The sequence below is a fragment of the Streptomyces sp. CRCS-T-1 genome (assembly GCF_024442335.1).
Lineage (GTDB): Bacteria > Actinomycetota > Actinomycetes > Streptomycetales > Streptomycetaceae > Streptomyces > Streptomyces koelreuteriae.
This window is the reverse complement of sequence record NZ_CP101651.1, coordinates 3,953,358-3,972,828: the sequence shown is the minus strand read 5'-3', so window position 1 is coordinate 3,972,828 and position 19,471 is coordinate 3,953,358. Positions and strand designations below refer to the sequence as shown.

Below are 19,471 nucleotides of genomic sequence, written 5' to 3'. Positions count from 1 at the left end.
CGGGCCGTACGCCTTCTCGTACGGCTCGTACGGCTCGTACGGCTCGTGCCGCCGGTGCTCCCGGGTTCGCTCTCGCCGTCCACTGTGCCCACCTGCCCCTCGCTCCCCTCGCCGCCCGCCCTGGCGCGAAAAATTAGGTCCGGAACGACTCCTTGACCCCTGAGATTCGGACAGTGTAGACATCCCGCCAGTGGATGTTTACGTAAACATTGCCTAGCAGAAACCGTACGAGAAGGCGCCAAACCGCACCAGAAGCCCTGGAGTACTCGAGATGGCACACCGCACCCGTAAGAGAAGGCTCCTCGGCGCCATCGGCGTCACCGCCCTGGCGACCGGAACCGTCCTGGCCGCGACCACCCTGCCCGCCGCGCACGCCGAGACGACGTCTCAGGCCGCCGCGGCCGGGGTCACCGTCCGGCCCGACCCCTCCTACTCGGGGGAGAAGTTCGAGGGCTGGGGCACCAGCCTGGTCTGGTTCGCCAACGCCACCGGCGACTACCCGCCCGCGATCCGCGAGAAGCTCTACCAGCTGCTCTTCGGCGACGAGGGCCTCGCGCTGAACATCGCCCGCTACAACATCGGCGGCGGCAACGCCCCGGACGTCAAGGACTATCTGCGGGCCGGCGGGGCCGTCGAGGGCTGGTGGAAGGCGCCGGCGGGCACGACCCGCGAGGACGTCGACTGGTGGGACGCCGAGGACTCCGGCGACTGGAACAAGAACGCCGACAAGACGCAGCGCTGGTGGGTCGACCGCATCAAGAAGGACATCACCCACTGGGAGACCTTCAGCAACTCCCCGCCCTGGTTCATGACCGAGAGCGGCTACGTCTCCGGCAACTTCGACGCGGGCAAGGACCAGCTCAAGCCGGAGTCCGTCGAGGACTTCGCCGAGTACCTGGTGGGCGCGACCGAGCGGCTGGAGAAGGCGCACGGCATCGACGTCGACACGCTGGACCCGTTCAACGAGCCCAACACCGACTACTGGGGTACCAAGCTCGGCCCGGACGGCGAGCCGACCGGCGGACGCCAGGAGGGCGCCCACATAGGCCCCGAGATGCAGCAGAAGGTGCTGCGGGCGCTCGGACCCGTGCTGGACAAGTCCAGGTCGGACGCGAAGATCTCGGCGATGGACGAGACCAACCCGGGCACCTTCGCCACCAACTGGAACTCCTACCCGCAGGAGGTGCGCGACCTCGTCGACCAGATGAACGTGCACACCTACGGCACCGGGCAGCGTACGACCGTCCGCGACCTGGCCAAGGCCGCCGACAAGCCGCTGTGGATGAGCGAGGTCGAGGGCGACTGGGGCGACGGCCAGAGCTTCACGGACATGCGGCCCGGGCTGGGCCTCGCGCAGCGCATCGTCGACGATCTGCGTGAACTGGAGCCCAAGGCCTGGGTGTTCTGGCAGCCCGTCGAGGACTACGACAACATGAAGCCGGGCGGCGAGTCCGCGAAGGGCGGCAACTGGGGTGAGATCCAGCTCCCGTTCAGCTGCACGAAGACGGACACACTCAAGTCCTGCCCGGTCTACACGAACACCAAGTTCGACACGGCCCGCAACTTCACGCACTACATCAAGCCCGGCGACCGGCTGATCAAGACGAACGACACCTCCAGCACGGCGGCGGTCTCCCGCAAGGGCGACGCGGCGACGGTCGTCCACGTCAACAGCACGGCCGAGGCCCGTGAGGTCACCCTCGACCTGTCCAAGTTCGGCCGGGTCTCCTCCCGCGCCACTGTCACCCCCGTGGTGACGAGCGCCGACGGCAAGCTCGACCGGCAGAAGGCCGTCCGCGTCAACGGCAAGCAGGCCACGCTCAGCGTGCCCGCCCAGTCCGTGACGTCCTTCCTCGTCAAGGGCGTCTCCGGCACCGCCAAGGACGCGGCGGAACTGCGCAAGGGCCACACCTACCGCCTGACCGGCGCCCAGAGCGGCAAGGACCTCACCCTCGCCGACAACGGCACGGGCCTGGTCATCCGCAGCGCGAACGCCTCCGACCCGAGCGGTCAGGAGTGGAAGGTGGAGCAGATCCGCGGGAGCGACAACCGCAAGCGGTACGTCTTCACCGAGACCGCGTCCGACAAGCGCCTGGCCGTCCGGAACGGCGCCCTGGTCGCCGAGCCGGACGAGGGCCGCCGCGACAAGGCCACCGAGTGGATCATGTCCACCACCGGCGACGGCACCTGGACCCTCGTCAACGCCGCCACAGGTCAACTCCCGGACGTCTCCGGCCAGTCCACGAACGACGGCGCGTCCGTCGGCGTGTGGCAGCCCAACTCCGGGTCCAACCAGCGGTGGAAGCTGACGGATGTGACGGCCGACTAGCCCCGCCCCGCACATCCGCCACCGACGCCCCCGCCCGCCGCCACCACCCCTGGTGGCCGGGTCGGGGGCGTCGCGGCGAGGTGGGGGCGTGGGTCTGCCGCACGCTCCGCTGCTTGCCCTGCTCCGGCCGCCACAAGCCCCCCATGCGCCCTCCCGCACATGGCCTGTTGATCGCTTGTCCTCCCCGCCGCCCGGCAGCAGCATGCGGGCATGCGCTACTCGGTCAACATCCCGAACTTCGGTGACTTCGCCGACCCCCGGACCGTCGCGAAGGTCGCCGTGGCCGCCGAACAGGCGGGGTGGGACGGGCTGTTCGTCTGGGATCACGTGCTGCATCGCACGCACGCGGGCAGGCCGTTCGGGGACCCCTGGATGCTGCTGACGGCCGCCGCGCTCGCGACCTCGCGGATCAGGCTGGGCACGCTGGTCACCCCGGTCGCCCGGCGGCGTCCGCAGCAGCTTGCCCGGCAGGTGGCGACGCTGGACGCGGTGAGCGAGGGGCGGGTCACGTTCGCCGCGGGGCTGGGCGGGCCCATCGAGGACGAGTACGCCAGTTTCGGCGACGTCACGGACCCGAAGGTGCTGGCCGAGCGGCTGGACGAGGGCCTGGACCTGCTGCAGCGCTACTGGTCGGGTGAGCCGGTGAACCACGACGGGCGGCACTACCGGGTGCGGGACGTGACGCTGCTGCCCGCCACGGTGCAACGCCCCCGGCCGCCGGTCTGGGTCGCCGGTTTCTGGCCGAGCCGTCCGCCCATGCGCCGGGCCGCCCGCTGGGACGGAGCGGTCCCGCTGTTCCACGACGCCCGGCACGGTCATGTGCCCCCCGTCGAGCAGGTCCGGGACCTGGTCTCCTACCTCCGCGAGCAGCGCGAGGCCCGGCCGGACACGCCGTTCGAGATCGTCCTCGGCGGTGCGACGCCGGGCGACGACGCGGCCAAGGCGTGTGACCTCATCGGCCCGCTGGCCGAGGCGGGAGCCACCTGGTGGGACGAGCGGCAGATCCAGACCAGCGACGCGATCGACCGGCTCGAACCGGTGCTGCGCCGGGTCGAGCAGGGGCCGCCGCGGGTGTGACACATCGGCCGTGAGTGCTCACGGGAGTCAGCCGACCCGACCCGACCCGACCGCCGCGGGTGTGACACATCGGCCGAGAGTGCTCACGGGAGCCACCCCACCCCACCCCACCCGACCCGCCCCGCCCGATCAGCCCTGCTCCACCCCTTCCACCATCCGCAACGCCCGCCTGACCGTCTCCGCCAGCGACGGCCCCGCCGCCCTCTCGGACCGCAGCGCCCACTCCTCCACCGCGACGCGCAGCGCGGTGTTCAGTACGCCCGCTTCGACCCGGACCGCGAGATCGTCGACGGGCCGGCCCGTGCGGTCGGCGATCATCTCGGCGAACGTGGCCTCCGCGTCGTAGTGCGCCTCCAGCCACACCGCGCGCAGCCCGGGCTCGTCGCGGCACAGCAGGAGGAGGGCGCCCAGGGTTCGCAGGCGGGGGGTGGTGTCGTCGTCGTAGCGGACGCTCAGGATCGCCTCGGCGAGTGAGCCGGGCTCGTGGCGGCCCTCCCGCAGATGGTCCGTCAGCAGTTCGAGGCCCGTGGTGAGCAGGGGGCGTACGCACTCCTCCTTGGAGCGGAAGTACCGCCAGAGCGTGCGCGTCGACACCCCCGACGCGGAGGCGATGTCCTCCGCGGTCACGGCCGCCACGCCCTTGGCGGCGAAGAGGCGGACCGCCTCCTCGGCGATCTCCATCCGCGTCTCGGCGCGCCGCCGCTCCGTCAGCGGTGGCCGCCCCGTGGCACCACCTGCTCGTCCGGCCATGCGCCCTCCTCGACTTGCCCTGCTCACCCTATTTTACGTCGCGTCGAGTCTTACTGGCGTGAAACGACCTAGTGGCACGACGCGTCTTTATGTCGCACTGAGACAGAAACCATTACTGTGCCTCGCACCGGGTCAACGTCACGAGCAGAGGAACGCCATGGGAGCCACGGGTCTGTCGGGCAAGAGCGTCATCGTCACCGGAGCCGCCTCCGGTATCGGCCGTGCCACCGCGCTGCGGTTCGCCGAGGAGGGGGCGAAGGTGGTGGTCGCCGACCTGAACGAGGAGGGCGCCAAGGGCGTCGTCGCGGCCATCGAGTCCGAGGGCGGAACGGCCGTCGCCGTCACCGGCGATCTCAGCGACGGCGCGGTGGCCGACGCGGTCGTCGCCGCCGCGGTCGGCACCTTCGGGGGCGTCGACGTCCTGGTCAACAACGCGGGCGTCATGGACAGCATGTCCGCCGCCGCGGACGTCACCGACGCCGAGTGGGAGCGGGTGCTGCGGATCAATCTCACCGCGCCGTTCCTGCTGACCCGGGCCGTTCTGCCGCACATGATCGCCGCGGGCGGCGGAGCCATCGTCAACACCGCCTCCGAGGCGTCGCTGCGGGGCAGCGCGGCCGGGACGGCGTACACCGTCTCCAAGCACGGGGTCCTCGGCCTCACCCGCTCCCTCGCGGTGATGTACCGGGACCAAGGCATCCGCGCCAACGCCATAGCCCCGGGCGGCACGGCCACCGACATCACGGCCGATGTCCGCATCGACGCCGAGGCCCATGGACCGTCCGTCGTCGGCCGGCACTTCGTCAACATGGGCCGCATCTGCGCACCGGAGGAGCAGGCCGCCGCCATCGTCTATCTCGCCTCCGACGCGGCGAGCGGCGTCAACGGCGTCGTCCTGCCGGTGGACAACGCCTGGGCCGCCGTCTGACCTCACCCGACCCCTCACCCACGGCACCGCGAGAGGAAGAGGACTTCATGTCCACCCCCCACACCCCCGTGTCAGACCTGGACTTCGACCCGGACGCCCTGCGCGAGCGCTACCGCGCCGAGCGCGACCGGCGGATCCGCCCGGACGGCAACCGCCAGTACCGCCGTACCGCAGGCGAGTTCGGCCGCTTCGACGAGGACCCGCACGCCGAGCCCGGATTCACCCGGGAGCCCCTGCACGACCACGTCGAGGTGGTGGTCGTCGGCGGCGGATTCGGCGGACTGCTCGCCGCCGCGCGGCTGCGCCAGGCGGGCCTGCGGGACATCCGGATCATCGAGAAGGGCGCCGACGTCGGCGGCACCTGGTACTGGAACCGGTACCCGGGGATCCACTGCGACATCGAGTCGTACGTCTACCTGCCCCTGCTGGAGGAGCTCGGCTACGTCCCGAAGTGGAAGTACGCGCCGGGCGAGGAGATCCGGGAGCACGCCGAGGCCATCGCACGGCACTTCGACCTCTACCGCGACGCCTGTCTGCGGACGCAGGTGAGCGAACTGCGCTGGGACGACGCCGAGTCCGTGTGGGTCGTCGCCACCGACCGCGGCGACCGGATGACCGCGCGGCACGTCGTCGTGGCGACCGGCCTGCTCAGCCAGCCCAAACTGCCCGGCATCGAAGGCATCGAGACCTTCAAGGGGCACATGTTCCACACCAGCCGCTGGGACTACGACTACACCGGCGGCGACGCGAACGGCGGTCTGACCGGGCTCGCCGACAAGCGCGTGGCCCTCATCGGTACGGGCGCCACGGCCATCCAGGTCGTCCCGCACCTCGGCCGGGACGCGCGGCAGCTCTACGTGTTCCAGCGCACCCCGTCCTCCGTGGACGTACGCGGACAGCGCCCCACGGACCCCGAGTGGGCCGGCTCGCTGAAGCCCGGCTGGGCCCGGGAGCGCAGGGACAACTTCCTCGCGGTCGTCACGGGCGGCCGGGCCGAGCAGGACCTGGTCGCCGACGGCTGGACCAGCAGCGCCCGCCTCCAGCAGAAGCTCATCCCGACCAACAACTACGACGCCCTCACGCCCGAGGAGCGCGAGCGTCTGGAGGAGATCGCCGACTTCCAGAAGATGAACGAGCTGCGGGCCCGGGTGGAGAGCGTCGTCGAGGACCCGGCGACGGCCGAGAAGCTCAAGCCCTGGTACCGCTACATGTGCAAGCGGCCCACCTTCAGCGACCTGTACCTGGAGACCTTCAACCGGCCGAACGTCACCCTCGTCGACACGGCCGACCACGGCGGCGTCGAGCGCTTCACCGAGCACTCCGTCGTGGTGGGCGGGGTGGAGTACGAGGTCGACTGCGTCGTCTTCGGCACCGGCTTCGAGGTCGGCGTCTCCGGGCTGCTGTCCGGGCAGCTCCCCGCGTACGGCAGGGACGGCACCGCCCTGCTGGACTCCTGGCGGAAGACCGGCCCGCGCACCCTGCACGGCTTCTACAGCCGGGGTTTCCCCAACCTGTTCATGCTCGGCTCCGTGCAGAGCGCCAGCTCCGTGAACTACGTGCACGTCCTGGACGAACAGGCCACCCATGTCGCCGAGGTGATCGCCGAGGCGGTGAAGCGCCAGGCGCCGTGCGTGGAGCCGTCGGCCGAGGCGGAGGCCGACTGGGGCGACACGATCCGGCAGAAGTCGGCGGACCTGTACGCCTTCCAGTCCGAGTGCACCCCCGGCTACTACAACGCCGAGGGCATGCCCAGGCCGCGCAGCGAGTCCTACGGCGACGGCCCGGTTGCGTTCTACGAGCTGATCAGACGCTGGCGCGCGGAGGGCGGCATGGACGAGGTGCTGGGGTCGTGACGGGCGGTCCGAGCAGGTACGACGCGAGTGAGCTGCGCAGTCCCGGCCGACAGGCCACGCGCCTCAACTCACCGAACCCGCTGTGGGGTTCCAACGGCGTGGCGTTCGGCCCGGACGGGCGGCTGTACGTCGCCCAGTTCCTCGCCGGGAAGATCAGCGCCGTGGACCCGGCGACCGGGGACGTCGAGGTCGTCGTCCCGATGGACAGCCCCGTCGAGTCGCCCGACGACCTGGCCTTCGGGGCGGACGGCTCGATGTACATCGCCGACCTGGTCCCCGGCCGGGTCTGGCGCCGCGGCCCGGAGGGGGAGTACAGCCTCGTCTCCGAGGAGGTGCAGGTCCCCAACGGCATCACCTGCGTCGGCGACCGGCTCTTCGTCAACGAGATGAAGATGAACGGCCGGCTGCTGGAGCTCTTCCCCGACGGCGGCGACCCGGTCGTCCTCACCGACGGGCTGGCCTTCGGCAACGCGATGCAGCTCGGCCCGGACGGCTGCCTCTACTACCCGCACATGATCAGCAGACAGGTCTGGCGCATCCCCCCGGACGGCGGGGTGCCCGAGGTGGTCGCCGAGGACGTCCACGACCCGGTTGCGGTCCGCTTCGACCTGGGCGGCGTCCTCCACGTCCTCTCGCGCGGCCCCGAGGGCATCGTCACCCGCGTCGACCTGCACGGCACGGGCACGCGCTCGCTGGTCACCAGCGGGGTGACGGGCCTGGACAACGCCGCGTTCGACGCGGAGAACCGTATGTTCGTCTCCAGCTTCGCCAGCGGCGGCATCACGGAACTGGAGCCTGACGGCCGTACCCGCCCGATCGTGCCCCGGGGCCTGGACGGGCCCTACGGCGTGACGATCGACCTCGGCGGCAGGGTGTACGCGGCCGACCACTACCGGCTGGCCCGCCCGGACCACCCCGACGAGAGCGGCTCGGGCGATGTCGCCACGGAGATCCTCCAGCCCTTCTTCCACGGCATCACGGCCGACGGCGAACTCCTGCACACCACCTCGCAGTTCGGCACCGTCCAGACCTACGACCCCGCCACCGGCACGACCCGACTCCGCGCGAACGGCCTGAACCAGCCCCAGGGCATCGCGACCCGGGCCGACGGCGCCCTGGTCGTCGCCGAGACGGGCGCGGGCCGGGTCCTCGCCATCGACGCGACCGACACGGTCGCCGTCCTCGCCGAGGGCCTCGACCACCCCGTGGACGTGACCTTCGACGCCGAGCAGCGCTGCTACGTCAGCGACGACCGGAGGGGAGCGGTCCTGCGCCTCGACGAGGACGGTGAGGCGGTTCCGGTTGCTGAGAACCTCGGCGCCCCGCAGGGCCTCGCCTTCCACGCCGGCGAACTCTTCACCGTGGACACCGAACACCGCCGCCTGTGGTCGATCTCCCCGACGACGGGCACGGCTCGCGTCGAGGCCGAATCCCTCCCGGTCGGCCTCCCGCCGGGCACCGCCCCCCGCTCGACCCCCGCCCTCTTCACCCACCAACTCCCGGGCCTGGCCCACCGCTTCGCGGGCCTCGCCGCCGCCCCGGACGGTTCCCTGCTGCTGTCCGCGAACGGGGAGGGGACGGTGGTGCGGTTGTCTCCGGTGCGGGGCGACGCATAGGGCCCGTCGAGGCGTGTCCGCCCCGGGCGAGTGGAGCGACTGGGCGTGCCCGAGGGCGTCCGGCCCGGCGGTCGCGGGCCCGACCGCTCCACTCGCCCGGCGCGCAGCGACCCGTAGCGACACGTGGACACACGAACGGGGCGGCCCGGAGCGCGGATCGCGCTCCGGGCCGCCCCGTCGGTGGTTCAGCGGCGGCGCCCCCGGGAGGGCCTGTTGCGCCGGGCGCGCGAGGCCGTGCCCGTGCGGGCGGGGCGGTTCTCGGCGGGCGGCGGGGCGAGGACGACCGGTACGCCCGACGGCGCCTGGGCGCCGGTGATGCGGTTCAGTTCGGCCGCGCCCGAGCGGACCCGGGTGACCTGCGGCGTGATGCCGGCGTCAGCCATCAGCCGGGCCGTCTCGCGCCGCTGGTGCGGCAGGACCAGCGTGACGACGGTGCCCGACTCGCCGGCCCGGGCGGTACGGCCGCCCCGGTGCAGATAGTCCTTGTGGTCGCCGGGCGGGTCCACGTTGACGACGAGGTCGAGGTTGTCGACGTGGATGCCGCGGGCGGCGACGTTGGTGGCCACCAGGACCGTGACCTCGCCGTCCTTGAACCGGGCCAGGGTCCGGGTCCGCTGGGACTGGGACTTCCCGCCGTGCAGGGCCGAGGCGCGCACCCCGACGGCGAGCAGCTTCTTGGCCAGCCGGTCGGCGGCGTGCTTGGTGTCCAGGAACATGATCACGCGCCCGTCGCGGGCGGCGATCTCCGTCGTGGTGGCGTGCTTGTCGTCGTCCTCCACGTGCAGCAGGTGATGCTCCATCGTGGTGACCGCGCCCGCGGACGGGTCGACCGAGTGGACCACCGGGTCGTGGAGGTACGTCCGCACCAGACGGTCGACATTGCGGTCCAGCGTGGCCGAGAACAGCAGCCGCTGCCCGTCGGGACGCACCTGGTCGAGCAGGGCCGTCACCTGCGGCATGAAGCCCATGTCGGTCATCTGGTCGGCCTCGTCCAGGACGGTGACCGAGACCCGGTCCAGCCGGCAGTCGCCACGGTCTATGAGGTCCTTGAGCCGCCCGGGCGTCGCGACGACGACCTCGGCACCGGCGCGCAGCGCGCTCGCCTGCCGGCCGATCGACATCCCGCCGACCACCGTGGCGAGCCGCAGCCGCAGCGCGCGGGCGTAGGGCGTGAGCGCGTCGGTGACCTGCTGGGCCAGTTCCCTGGTGGGCACGAGGACGAGTGCCACCGGCTGCTTGGGCTCGGCGCGCTGTCCGTCGATACGGGCCAGCACGGCGAGGCCGAAGGCGAGGGTCTTGCCCGACCCCGTGCGCCCGCGGCCCAGGACGTCACGTCCGGCCAGCGAGTTCGGCAGCGTCGCCGCCTGGATGGGGAACGGCTCCATCACGCCCTCGCCCTTCAGCGCGGCCAGCAGCCGCTCGGGCAGGTCGAGGTCGGCGAACGCCTCGACGGCGGGCAGGGCCGGGGTGACGGTGGCGGGCGGCGCGAATTCGCCGCCGGGCGCCGGGCGGCGCCGGTTGCCGCCGCGGCCCGCTCCCGCCGAACGGGAGGAATTGTTCCGGCCGCCGCCCCCCGCCCTGCGGGAGTGGGACGAACCGTTGTTCTTGCGAGCGGTGCGATCCAAGGGGATCCTTCCTCGATGCGGCACGTATCGGGGAATTCCGGAGGTCAGACAGCCTCTGTGGGGCCGCACCAGGATTCGCAAGACTGAGCCGGGTATGAAATGAAACGTGCCAGGGCCCGCACCACAAGGGTGCGGGCCCCGGTCACGTCGAACGCGTCAGCGTCAGGCGGGAACGATGTTCTCGGCCTGCGGGCCCTTCTGGCCCTGCGTGACGTCGAAGGTCACCTTCTGGCCTTCCTGAAGCTCACGGAAGCCGGAGGTGGCGATGTTCGAGTAGTGGGCGAAGACGTCCGGGCCGCCACCCTCCTGCTCGATGAAGCCGAAGCCCTTTTCCGAGTTGAACCACTTCACGGTGCCGGTTGCCATGATGAATCTCCCTATGAGGGGCAGTACCCGAGATCCGCACTTTACGGACTCGGAGTCGCCGAAATGATCACCCTCGGAGAGATCCGAAAACCCTCGGAAACTAAAAAGAGTGCTCGTCGACGAAGGTCGATAGAGCACTCGAAGTCTCTGGGAACCAAAACTGCAACGCCAGCCAAGGTAGCACAGGTCGACTCGCATGGCCCGGGAATGTCGTCCCCGAGGCGGACCCGTGGGCCCGGTGTACTGCGTTCTCAGTAGTCCGGATTGTCGGCAGCCGCACGACGACGCGGGGGCCTTGTCGCGGACACGCTTGGCGGACGATCGACACCGGATGTGGAGACCTGCTGCCGTGGCAACTTTCCTGTATCGAGTGGGCCGTCTGGCCTTCCGGCGACGCTGGTACGTCGCCCTGGTCTGGGCGGCCGTCCTGGCCGCCGTGGGGCTCGGCGCCCTCAAGGCACCGGGGGCGGTCGACGAGGAGTTCTCGATGCCCGGCATCGAGTCCCAGAAGGCGTTCGACCTCATGGAACAGCGCTTCCCGGGCGCCACCGCCGACGGGGCGACCGCCCGGGTCGTCTTCATCGCGCCGGGCGGCGAGAAGGTGACCGCCGCCGAGAACAAGGAGGCCATCGAGAAGGCCGTGACCGGCCTCGGCGACGGCACGCAGGTCGCGAGCGCCGTCGACCCCTTCCAGGCGAAGACGATCAGCAAGGACGGCACGACGGCCTTCGCGACCGTCACGTACAAGGTCAAGTCCACCGACCTCACCGACGCCAGCCGGACCCATCTGGAGCACACCGTCGAGGGGGCCCGGGATGCCGGGCTGACGGTGGAGGCGGGCGGCACCGCGCTGGCCGCCGAGACCGGTCCAGGCGGCATGGCCGAGGTGATCGGCGTCGCGATCGCCGCCGTCGTCCTGCTCGTCACCTTCGGCTCGCTGGCCGCCGCCGGGCTGCCCCTGCTGACCGCCGTGATCGGCGTCGGCGTCAGCATGGCCACGATCCTCGCCCTGGCGAGCGCCCTCGGCCTGTCCACCACCACCGGCACCCTGGCGATGATGCTGGGCCTGGCCGTAGGCATCGACTACGCCCTGTTCGTGGTGTCCCGCTACCGGGAGGAGCGCGCCAAGGGCGCAGCGCCGCAGGAGGCGGTCGGCATGGCCGTCGGCACGGCCGGGTCCGCGGTGGTCTTCGCCGGGCTCACCGTCGTCATCGCGCTGGCCGGGCTCGCCGTGGTCGGCATCCCGATGCTCACCAAGATGGGCCTGGCCGCGGCGGGCGCGGTCGTCGTCGCCGTACTGATCGCGCTGACCCTCGTCCCGGCGTTCCTCGGCTTCTGGCCGAACGCGGTGCTGCCCCGCAAGGCCCGCAAGAGCGGCCGGATCGAGCAGAGCACCGAGACCAACGGCGGCGCCCGCTGGGCCCGGTTCGTGCTGCGCCGCCCCCTACCCGTGCTGCTCCTCGGCGTCGTGGGCCTCGGCGCCCTCGCGCTGCCCGCGGCCGACCTCCAGCTGGGCATGCCCGGGGACGAGGCCAAGCCGACCTCCACCACCGAGCGCCGGGCCTACGACGCGCTCGCCGAGGGCTTCGGGCCGGGCTTCAACGGGCCGCTGACCGTCGTCGTGGACGGCAAGGGCGTCGCCGACCCCAAGGCGGCCGCGGGCTCGATCGCCAAGGAGATCGGCGCCACGAAGGGCGTCGTGTCCGTCTCCCCGGCGCGCTTCAACGACGCCGGCGACACCGCCGTCTTCTCCGTCGTGCCGTCCACCGCGCCGACCGACGAGAAGACCAAGACCCTGGTGACGACCATCCGGGACGAGCGGCCCGGCATCGAGTCCGGCACCGGCGCGAGCTACGAGGTCACCGGCACCACCGCGATGAACATCGACATCGCCGAGAAGGTGCAGGCCGCGCTGGTGCCGTATCTGATCGTCGTGGTCGGTCTGGCGATCGTGCTGCTGCTGGTGGTCTTCCGGTCGCTGCTCGTCCCGCTCAAGGCGGCCCTCGGCTTCCTGCTGTCGGTGCTGGCCTCGCTCGGCGCGGTCGTCGTGGTCTTCCAGCAGGGCCACGGCGCGGAGCTTCTCGGGGTGGAGCAGACCGGTCCGATCATGAGCCTGATGCCGATCTTCCTGGTGGGCATCGTCTTCGGTCTGGCGATGGACTACGAGGTGTTCCTCGTCTCCCGGATGCGGGAGGCCCATGTCCACGGCGAGTCGCCCGCGCAGGCGGTCACGTCCGGCTTCCGGCACAGCGCCCGGGTGGTCGCGGCGGCGGCCCTGATCATGATCGCGGTGTTCGCCGGGTTCGTCGGCGAGAGCGACTCCATGATCAAGATGATCGGCTTCGGGCTCGCCGCGGCCGTCCTCTTCGACGCCTTCGTCGTACGGATGGCGATCGTGCCCGCCGTGCTCGCCCTGCTCGGCGACAAGGCGTGGTGGCTGCCGAAGTGGCTGGACCGGGTGCTGCCCCGCGTGGACGTGGAGGGCGAGGCGCTCAGCCGCCGGCCCGGGTCGGAGCCGGCCCCGGACGGCGCCCCCGATCTGGAACCGGCGCGGACCTGACCCACCCCCCACCAGGGCCGCCCGTGGCGAAGGACACGGGCGGCCCCTCGGGCGTTCCCGCCCGGAGTCGACCACGATGGTCCCCAGCCCCACCCACCGGAGAGCCCGATGAGTATCAGCCTGGACCGGCGCTACGCGGACCGCCTGGAGGAGTTCTCCTCCCGCCACCCCTTCCTCATCGACCTGGCGATGGTCCTGGCCCTGCTCGGCTGCACGGCCCTCGGCGGTTCGCTCACCATGCCGGGCGCCGCCCCACCGGACCAGGACATGACCGCCACCGCCCTGGCGGGCGTGGCCTGCCTCGTCCTGCTCAAGCACCGCACGCACCCGCGCGCCTGCGTCGTCGTCGCCGGGGGCTGCACGGTCGCCGCGATCGCGCTCGGCTACCTGGTCACACCCCTGCTGCTGGCGCCGATGATGGCGGCCCTCTACTGGCTGGCGGCGCTCACCGACCCGAAGTCCACCCGTGTCTACGGCCTCACCGTCGTGGTGGCCGTGACGCTCGCGGCCGTGTTCTCCGACTCCATGAACCACATCTCGCTGCTGCTGCGGACCATCGGCCCGATCTTCTGGCTGCTGCTGCCCCTCGCCGCCGGCAAGACGACCCAGCTGCGGCGCGCCTACCTCCAGTCGGTGCAGGCCCGGGCCGAACACGCCGAGCGCACCCGGGAGGAGGAGGCCCGGCTGCGCGTCACCGAGGAGCGGATGCGTATCGCCCGGGAGCTGCACGACGTGGTCGCCCACCACATGGCCCTGGCCAACGCCCAGGCCGGTACGGCCGCGCATCTCGCCCTCACCAACCCCGAGCAGACGCAGAGGATCCTCACCGACCTGACGGGCACCACGTCCTCGGCGCTGCGGGAGCTGAAGGCCACGCTCGGACTGCTGCGCGAGAACGACTCCGGCCCCGGCTCCGCCGCGCTGGAGCCCTCCCCGGGCCTGGGCCGGATGCCCGAGCTGGTCACGGCGTGCGAGTCGGCGGGCCTGCGCGTCACCGTCACGACGGAAGGGGAGCCGCAGCCGCTCTCGCCGGGCGTGGACCTGACGGCGTACCGGATCGTGCAGGAGGCCCTCACCAACGTCACCAAGCACGCCGCCGCCGAGGCCGCGCAGGTCCGCCTCGCCTACACCGGCTCCCGCCTGCTGATCACGGTCGTCAACGAAGGCCCCGGCAAGCCGGAGCCCGCCCGGGGCCGCGGCTTCGGCCTCGTGGGCATGCGCGAGCGCGCCCAGTCCATCGGCGGCGAGCTGTGCGCGGGCCCCCGGCCGCAGGGCGGTTTCGAGGTCACCACCGCGCTGCCGCTGCACGCCTCGCCCGACCTCGCGGAAGGAACCACGGCATGACCATCAGGGTGCTGCTCGCCGACGACCAGGCCCTGCTGCGGGCCACGTTCCGGATCCTCATCGACTCCTGCGCGGACATGGAGGTGGTCGCCGAGGCCTCCGACGGCGCGGAGGCGGTGGAGCTGACCCGCGCCCACCGCCCGGACATCGTCCTGATGGACATCCGGATGCCCGGCACCGACGGCCTCGCCGCCACCGCGAGCGTCTGCGCCGACCCGGAGCTGTCCGCCACCCGCGTCCTCATCCTGACCACCTTCGAGACCGAGGACTATGTCGCCGAGGCCCTGCGCGCCGGTGCCAGCGGCTTCCTCGGCAAGGACGTCACCGCCGACACCCTGCTGACCGGACTGCGCACGGTGGCCTCCGGCGAGTCCCTCCTCTCACCCGTCGCCACCCGCTCCCTCATCACCCGCTTCCTGCTGGCCCCCGCCCCCGGCACCCATCTGGCCCCGCCGGAGCGCCTCGCCGACCTCACGGTCCGCGAACGCGAGGTGATGGCCCTGGCCGCGGAGGGCCGGTCCAACACGGAGATCGCCGAGGACCTGACCCTCAGCCCGCTGACCGTGCGCACCCACATCCACCGGGCGATGACCAAGCTGGACGCCCGCGACCGGGCGCAACTGGTCGTCATCGCCTACCAGACGGGCCTCGTACGGGCGACGCCGCCGACGACGTAGGACGGGGAGGGCTACGGTCTGCCGTAGGCCGCCACCATGATGGCCTCGGCGACCTTGTTCATGCCCTGGCCCTTGGCGTCGGTGGAGTTGACGCTGTAGACGAGGGTGCGCGAGCCGTTGCGGGTGCTCGCGACGGCCGCGTTGTAGCCCCAGCGCCCGCCCGTCTTGCCCCACACCTCACGCCCGCCCAGCACCGTCATCGACAGGCCCGAGGAGTACGCGGCCTGCTTCCCGGTCTTGAGGTCGGTCACCTTCGGCAGGGCGAACATCTCCTCCAGCAGCGGCCCGCGCACGACCCGCCCTCCGAACAGGGCCCGGGTGAACCGCTCCAGGTCGGCGGTGGTCGACACGATGTCCCCGGCCGCCCACCCGTCCGTGACCCCCCACACGGACACGTCACGGAGCCCGACCGTGCCGTCGTCCAGCCGCATCCTCTGGTAGCCGCGGTTGTGCGGCCCGGTGATGCGCGGATTCTTCCCCGGGAAGTACGTGTCGCACAGCCCCAGCGGCTCGAGCACCCGCCGGGCGACCTGACGTTCGTACGTGTCACCGGTGACGCGCTCGACGATCAGACCGGCGATGGTGTAGCCGATGTTGAGGTAGTGCTGCCGCTCGCCCGGCGCGAACTCGGGCTTCTTCGACGTCGCCGAGCGGAGGATGTCCCGGGGGTCGTGGACCTGGAAGCGGTTCGCGTACCACTCCTCGACCGTGGTGCCGGGGAAGTCGGGGGCCGGGATGCCGTGCGTGTGGTTCAGCAACTGCCGTACGGTGACGCCCGCGTACGACGCCGGGATCAGCTCCGGCAGATACGAGCGGGCACCGCGGTCCAGGTCCAGCCGGCCCTCGGCGGCCAGTTGCAGGACGACAGCCGCGGTGAAGACCTTGGTCACGGACCCCGCGCGGAAGCGGGCGTCAGGATCGGCCGGCCGGTTGCTCCGCAGATCGTGCACGCCCGAACTGCCGCGCCAGCTTCCCTCGGAGCCTCCGACGCGTACGAGGGCCGCGGTCGCGTCGGCCGTGGGCAGACCGGCGAGGGCGGTGGCCAGGGCGGTGTCGGAGGACGGGGCGGACACCGCGGCGGTCGGGGCCGCCGGGCCGGACGCGGCGGCCGGGACCACCGACGGCCCCGCCACGACCACCCCGGCGACGAGCACGGCGGTGAGCAAACGGGTTCGGGTCATGGTCAACTCCGTTGATCGGAACCGGTGTTCGGGACGGCTCCCATCCTCCGGACCCGTGACGCCTTGCGGATCGCCCCGACGGGCGGTCCCGGCCGGTCAGTTCCTCGCCGACGCGGGGGAGGAACCGCCGAGGCCGCCTCCCCCGGGCGGGGGATCACCGGCCGCGATCAGCCCCGACTCGTACGCGCAGATCACGGCCTGGATCCGGTCCCGCAGCCCCAGCTTCGCCAGCACGTTGCCCACATGCGTCTTCACCGTGTGGTCGCTGACCACCAGCTCGGCGGCGATCTCGGCGTTCGACAGCCCCCGCGCGAGCAGCAGCAGCGTCTCCCGCTCCCGCCCGGTCAGCACGTCGAGCCGGGGATCGGGGCGGCGGGGCCGGGCGGCGGCGGGCCGGGTGTACTGCTCGACCAGCCGCCGGGCCACGGACGGCGCGAGCAGCGAATCGCCCCGGGCGACGACCCGTACGGCGTGCACGAGATCGTCCCGGCGTACGTCCTTGAGCAGGAAGCCGCTCGCGCCCGCGTGCAGTGCCTCGTAGACGTACTCGTCGGAGTCGAACGTCGTGAGCATCACGCTCCGGCAGTCGCCCGCCGAACTGATCGCGCGGCAGGCCTCGATCCCGTCCATGCGCGGCATCCTGATGTCGAGCAGCACCACATCGGGCGCGTGCCGCCGCACCGCGTCGACCGCCTCGGCCCCGTCGCCCGCCTCCGCGACGACCTCGATGTCCGGCTGGACGTCCAGGATCATCGCGAAGCCGCTGCGCACCAGCTCCTGGTCGTCGGCCACCACGACACGGATCGTCATCCCGCCACCTCCGCGGCGGCCGGTACGGGGAGGCTCACGCGCACCTCGAACCCCCGGCCGCCCGGGCCCGCCCCCGCCACGGCGGTACCACCGTGCGCCGCGGCCCGCTCGCGGACACCGATGAGCCCGTGCCCACCGCTGCGGGCCCCCTGGGGCCCGCGCCCGTCATCGGTCACCCTGACGACCAAGTCACCGCTCCTGTAGGTGAGTCGCACCGCGACGGTACGTGCCTCGGCGTGCCGGACGGTGTTGGTCAGGGACTCCTGGACGATCCGGAAGACGGTGGCGGCGACCGCCTCCGGCACGGGCCGGACGTCTCCCGCCGTCCCGTACGTGACGTCGAGGCCCCCGGCCCGCACCCGGTCGAGGAGCGCGGGCAGCTCCGTGAGCCCCGGCTGCGGCTCACGCGGGGCGGCGCCGTCGTCGTCGCCCTCCCGCAGCACGCCCAGCATCCGGCGCAGCTGGGTCATGGCGTCCCGCCCGGTCGCGGAGATCGCGTCGAAGGCGGCCTCCGCCCGCTCGGGCGCGGCACGCACCGCGACCGGTCCGGCCTCCGCCTGCACGATCATCAGGCTCACGGCGTGGGAGAGGATGTCGTGCATCTCCCGTGCGATCCGGGCGCGTTCGCGGGCGGCGGCCCGCTCGGCCTCGACGCGGTGCGCCCGCTGCCGGGCATCGGTGAGCCGCCCGAAGACATAGGCGGCCGTGAACACGATGAGGGTGAAGGTCAGTTCACGCACGGACCGGGTGTTGAGCCACACCCCCACCGGCACGGCCGCCAGCAGCACACCCGCGGTGAGGAGCCGCTTCCGCGCGGACGACAGCGCGGCGATCGTGTACACGACGACCAGCCCGGTGTACGGCAGCGGCTGCCCGGGCCCGTCCACGGACAGCCCGTAGAGCGCGCCCGCGGCCAGCACCGCGAAGAACACGGCGAGGGGAGCGCGCCGCCGCCAGACCAGGGGCAGCGCGGTGAGCGTGCTCAGCCCGTACGCGGCCCAGGTCGCGGGCGGCAGCCCGGCCGCGCGCGGCACGACGAACGGCATGGTCATCGCGCCCTGCACGAGCAGCGCGATACCGATGTCGACGACGAGCGGATTGGCGGCGGTCAGCGCCCGCGCCCGCTCCCACCACTCTCGCGGATCCCCGCGCAAGCCCCCCATGCCTCCACAAGGTATAGCGCCCCGAGGGCCGCCTACGCTCCTGGTGCGCGAAAGGCGACCTGCCGGCGGGTGGCCTCGTCGATCTCCTCGACGGTGAGCAGCGGGGTCGCCCGGGACTGGATGGCACCGCTGGCCTTGACGGTGAGACTCACGGCGGCCATGGAGACGGTGTCGGGGAAGTCCACGATCAGCACGAGGTCGTCCGCCCCGAAGGCGTAGTACATGGCCTCGACCCGCCCCCCGAGACCGGTGACGACTTGATCGACGACAGCCCGCCGCCCGCTGGCACCCTCCTCGAGCAGCCCTTTGGTGCCTTCGGCTGTGTACGTGGACTGGATCAGGAACTTCGGCATGGGGCATGCCTTCCCGGGGGCGCCTCGGCGGCTACCGGCTCGGCCGCCGCATTCACTCGCGCGCGCCATACAGCCTGGCCGAGGCGTCGACATGGGCCAGGCGGCGCAGCGAGCTGAAGACCGCCTCGCCCAGGACGGTGCCGATCACCACGCCCTCGACCTTCTCCTCGACCGCCATCTGCCGGTCCACGTACTCGAGGTCGGCGTGGGCGACCTGTTCGGCGGCGTCGGCGTAGGTGTCGAGGAGCTCGGCGAAGGCGCCGTGCCCCAGCCGGGCCAGGGCCGCGAGGGCCTCGGACAGGTCGGTGACGGCGGGGTTCGACGCGTGGGTGCGCCAGCCCCGCCGGGAGATGAGGTCGGTGACGGCGGCACGGGCCGCGGCCGACTCGGCGTCGTCGCGGGTGCCGTCCGACCTGCCCATGCGGTCAGCGGCGGAGCCGAGCACGCGGTGCAGCGGGCGATCGGTGTCGTCGACGGCCGCCAGTACGTCGGCGATCTCGGCCACCTTCATGCCGCCCACATCGGCCAGGGCGCGGATCAACTGGAGCCGGCGCTCGTGCGGTTCGCCGTAGCTGGCCTGGTTCCGGCTGGTCAGCTCGCCCGCGGGCAGCAGGCCTTCACGGACGTAGTACTTGATCGTCGGCACCGGCACCCCGGTCTTCCGGCTCAACTCTCCGATACGCAATGCCGGTTCACTCCTCGACTTTCGGCCTGCCCGCCGCGCCGGCCCTTGCCGACCAGGCCCCCATGATAGATAGTTCAGCTATCGGATAGTGGATAGTGCCGCTATCCATAACGGGGAGGGGTGGGCATGGAGATGTCCTCAGGCAGGTCGTCAC

General features: G+C 72.0%; 16 protein-coding genes. 8 read left to right on the top strand and 8 right to left on the bottom strand.

The annotated features are described in order from the left end of the window. Nucleotides 1-271: 271 nt before the first annotated feature. Both NNW99_RS17875 and NNW99_RS17870 read left to right on the top strand, forming a co-directional pair. Nucleotides 272-2,329 (top strand): glycoside hydrolase, encoded by a 2,058-nt coding sequence (locus NNW99_RS17875; protein ID WP_215120146.1) that lies wholly within the window; start codon nt 272-274, stop codon nt 2,327-2,329. 210 nt (nt 2,330-2,539) lie between these two features. Beyond that, the gene (locus NNW99_RS17870) at nt 2,540-3,406 is read left to right on the top strand and encodes an LLM class flavin-dependent oxidoreductase (protein WP_215120145.1); all 867 of its coding nucleotides are present in this window, start codon (nt 2,540-2,542) and stop codon (nt 3,404-3,406) included. Nucleotides 3,407-3,535: 129 nt separating this feature from the next. Here the strand turns inward: NNW99_RS17870 and NNW99_RS17865 are convergent, their stop codons facing one another. Next, entirely contained in the window at nt 3,536-4,156 is a 621-nt protein-coding gene (locus NNW99_RS17865) for a TetR/AcrR family transcriptional regulator (RefSeq protein ID WP_215120144.1), read from the bottom strand. A gap of 157 nt (nt 4,157-4,313) precedes the next feature. Between NNW99_RS17865 and NNW99_RS17860 the strand changes: the two genes are divergently transcribed. Genes NNW99_RS17860 through NNW99_RS17850 form a run of 3 tightly spaced genes read left to right on the top strand, consistent with a single transcriptional unit; the run spans nt 4,314 to nt 8,553 of the window. Next, nucleotides 4,314-5,084, top strand: coding sequence for an SDR family NAD(P)-dependent oxidoreductase (locus NNW99_RS17860; protein WP_215120143.1), 771 nt, complete (start codon nt 4,314-4,316; stop codon nt 5,082-5,084). 47 nt (nt 5,085-5,131) lie between these two features. Continuing rightward, nucleotides 5,132-6,937 (top strand): NAD(P)/FAD-dependent oxidoreductase, encoded by a 1,806-nt coding sequence (locus NNW99_RS17855; RefSeq protein ID WP_215120142.1) that lies wholly within the window; start codon nt 5,132-5,134, stop codon nt 6,935-6,937. Continuing rightward, the gene (locus tag NNW99_RS17850) at nt 6,934-8,553 is read left to right on the top strand and encodes a hypothetical protein (protein WP_251057847.1); all 1,620 of its coding nucleotides are present in this window, start codon (nt 6,934-6,936) and stop codon (nt 8,551-8,553) included. The genes NNW99_RS17855 and NNW99_RS17850 overlap by 4 nt, the downstream gene beginning before the upstream one ends. A gap of 185 nt (nt 8,554-8,738) precedes the next feature. On the opposite strand, the gene NNW99_RS17845 is transcribed toward NNW99_RS17850, so the two are convergent. Together NNW99_RS17845 and NNW99_RS17840 are read right to left on the bottom strand one after the other, a co-directional pair. After that, the gene (locus NNW99_RS17845; protein WP_215120141.1) at nt 8,739-10,178 is read right to left on the bottom strand and encodes a DEAD/DEAH box helicase; all 1,440 of its coding nucleotides are present in this window, start codon (nt 10,176-10,178) and stop codon (nt 8,739-8,741) included. A gap of 162 nt (nt 10,179-10,340) precedes the next feature. Beyond that, nucleotides 10,341-10,544 carry a cold-shock protein gene (locus NNW99_RS17840; protein WP_003991681.1) on the bottom strand — a complete coding sequence of 68 codons (204 nt, stop codon included), beginning with the start codon at nt 10,542-10,544 and terminating at the stop codon, nt 10,341-10,343. A gap of 349 nt (nt 10,545-10,893) precedes the next feature. Here NNW99_RS17840 and NNW99_RS17835 point away from each other — a divergent pair, with 349 nt between their 5' ends. From NNW99_RS17835 to NNW99_RS17825, 3 genes are all read left to right on the top strand, one after another. Continuing rightward, nucleotides 10,894-13,104 carry an MMPL family transporter gene (locus NNW99_RS17835; RefSeq protein WP_215120140.1) on the top strand — a complete coding sequence of 737 codons (2,211 nt, stop codon included), beginning with the start codon at nt 10,894-10,896 and terminating at the stop codon, nt 13,102-13,104. A 108-nt stretch (nt 13,105-13,212) separates the two neighbouring features. Then, entirely contained in the window at nt 13,213-14,448 is a 1,236-nt protein-coding gene (locus tag NNW99_RS17830) for a sensor histidine kinase (protein WP_215120139.1), read from the top strand. Beyond that, nucleotides 14,445-15,125: a response regulator transcription factor gene (locus NNW99_RS17825; protein ID WP_215120138.1), complete on the top strand. Its 681-nt coding sequence runs from the start codon at nt 14,445-14,447 to the stop codon at nt 15,123-15,125. The genes NNW99_RS17830 and NNW99_RS17825 overlap by 4 nt, the downstream gene beginning before the upstream one ends. An 11-nt stretch (nt 15,126-15,136) precedes the next feature. Here NNW99_RS17825 and NNW99_RS17820 read toward each other — a convergent pair whose 3' ends face one another. The 5 genes from NNW99_RS17820 to NNW99_RS17800 form a co-directional block, all read right to left on the bottom strand. Beyond that, nucleotides 15,137-16,306 carry a serine hydrolase gene (locus NNW99_RS17820; protein WP_215120137.1) on the bottom strand — a complete coding sequence of 390 codons (1,170 nt, stop codon included), beginning with the start codon at nt 16,304-16,306 and terminating at the stop codon, nt 15,137-15,139. Between the two features lie 96 nt (nt 16,307-16,402). Further along, nucleotides 16,403-17,116 carry a response regulator transcription factor gene (locus tag NNW99_RS17815; RefSeq protein ID WP_215120136.1) on the bottom strand — a complete coding sequence of 238 codons (714 nt, stop codon included), beginning with the start codon at nt 17,114-17,116 and terminating at the stop codon, nt 16,403-16,405. Next, nucleotides 17,113-18,279, bottom strand: a complete 1,167-nt coding sequence (locus NNW99_RS17810) for a sensor histidine kinase (RefSeq protein WP_215120135.1) — start codon at nt 18,277-18,279, stop codon at nt 17,113-17,115. Before NNW99_RS17810 ends, NNW99_RS17815 begins: the two co-directional genes overlap by 4 nt. Nucleotides 18,280-18,311: 32 nt before the next feature. After that, entirely contained in the window at nt 18,312-18,632 is a 321-nt protein-coding gene (locus NNW99_RS17805; protein WP_215120134.1) for a GYD domain-containing protein, read from the bottom strand. A gap of 52 nt (nt 18,633-18,684) precedes the next feature. Beyond that, nucleotides 18,685-19,317, bottom strand: coding sequence for a MerR family transcriptional regulator (locus tag NNW99_RS17800; protein ID WP_215120133.1), 633 nt, complete (start codon nt 19,315-19,317; stop codon nt 18,685-18,687). Nucleotides 19,318-19,471 lie beyond the last annotated feature (154 nt).

Bases quoted from the DNA above. Each gene is read 5' to 3' on its own strand.
- NNW99_RS17820 (WP_215120137.1), bottom strand. From the start codon at position 16,306: ATGACCCGAACCCGTTTGCTCACCGCCGTGCTCGTCGCCGGGGTGGTC.
- NNW99_RS17870 (WP_215120145.1), top strand. From the start codon at position 2,540: ATGCGCTACTCGGTCAACATCCCGAACTTCGGTGACTTCGCCGACCCC.
- NNW99_RS17810 (WP_215120135.1), bottom strand. From the start codon at position 18,279: ATGGGGGGCTTGCGCGGGGATCCGCGAGAGTGGTGGGAGCGGGCGCGG.
- NNW99_RS17815 (WP_215120136.1), bottom strand. From the start codon at position 17,116: ATGACGATCCGTGTCGTGGTGGCCGACGACCAGGAGCTGGTGCGCAGC.
- NNW99_RS17840 (WP_003991681.1), bottom strand. From the start codon at position 10,544: ATGGCAACCGGCACCGTGAAGTGGTTCAACTCGGAAAAGGGCTTCGGC.
- NNW99_RS17875 (WP_215120146.1), top strand. From the start codon at position 272: ATGGCACACCGCACCCGTAAGAGAAGGCTCCTCGGCGCCATCGGCGTC.
- NNW99_RS17805 (WP_215120134.1), bottom strand. From the start codon at position 18,632: ATGCCGAAGTTCCTGATCCAGTCCACGTACACAGCCGAAGGCACCAAA.
- NNW99_RS17825 (WP_215120138.1), top strand. From the start codon at position 14,445: ATGACCATCAGGGTGCTGCTCGCCGACGACCAGGCCCTGCTGCGGGCC.
- NNW99_RS17830 (WP_215120139.1), top strand. From the start codon at position 13,213: ATGAGTATCAGCCTGGACCGGCGCTACGCGGACCGCCTGGAGGAGTTC.
- NNW99_RS17865 (WP_215120144.1), bottom strand. From the start codon at position 4,156: ATGGCCGGACGAGCAGGTGGTGCCACGGGGCGGCCACCGCTGACGGAG.
- NNW99_RS17860 (WP_215120143.1), top strand. From the start codon at position 4,314: ATGGGAGCCACGGGTCTGTCGGGCAAGAGCGTCATCGTCACCGGAGCC.
- NNW99_RS17855 (WP_215120142.1), top strand. From the start codon at position 5,132: ATGTCCACCCCCCACACCCCCGTGTCAGACCTGGACTTCGACCCGGAC.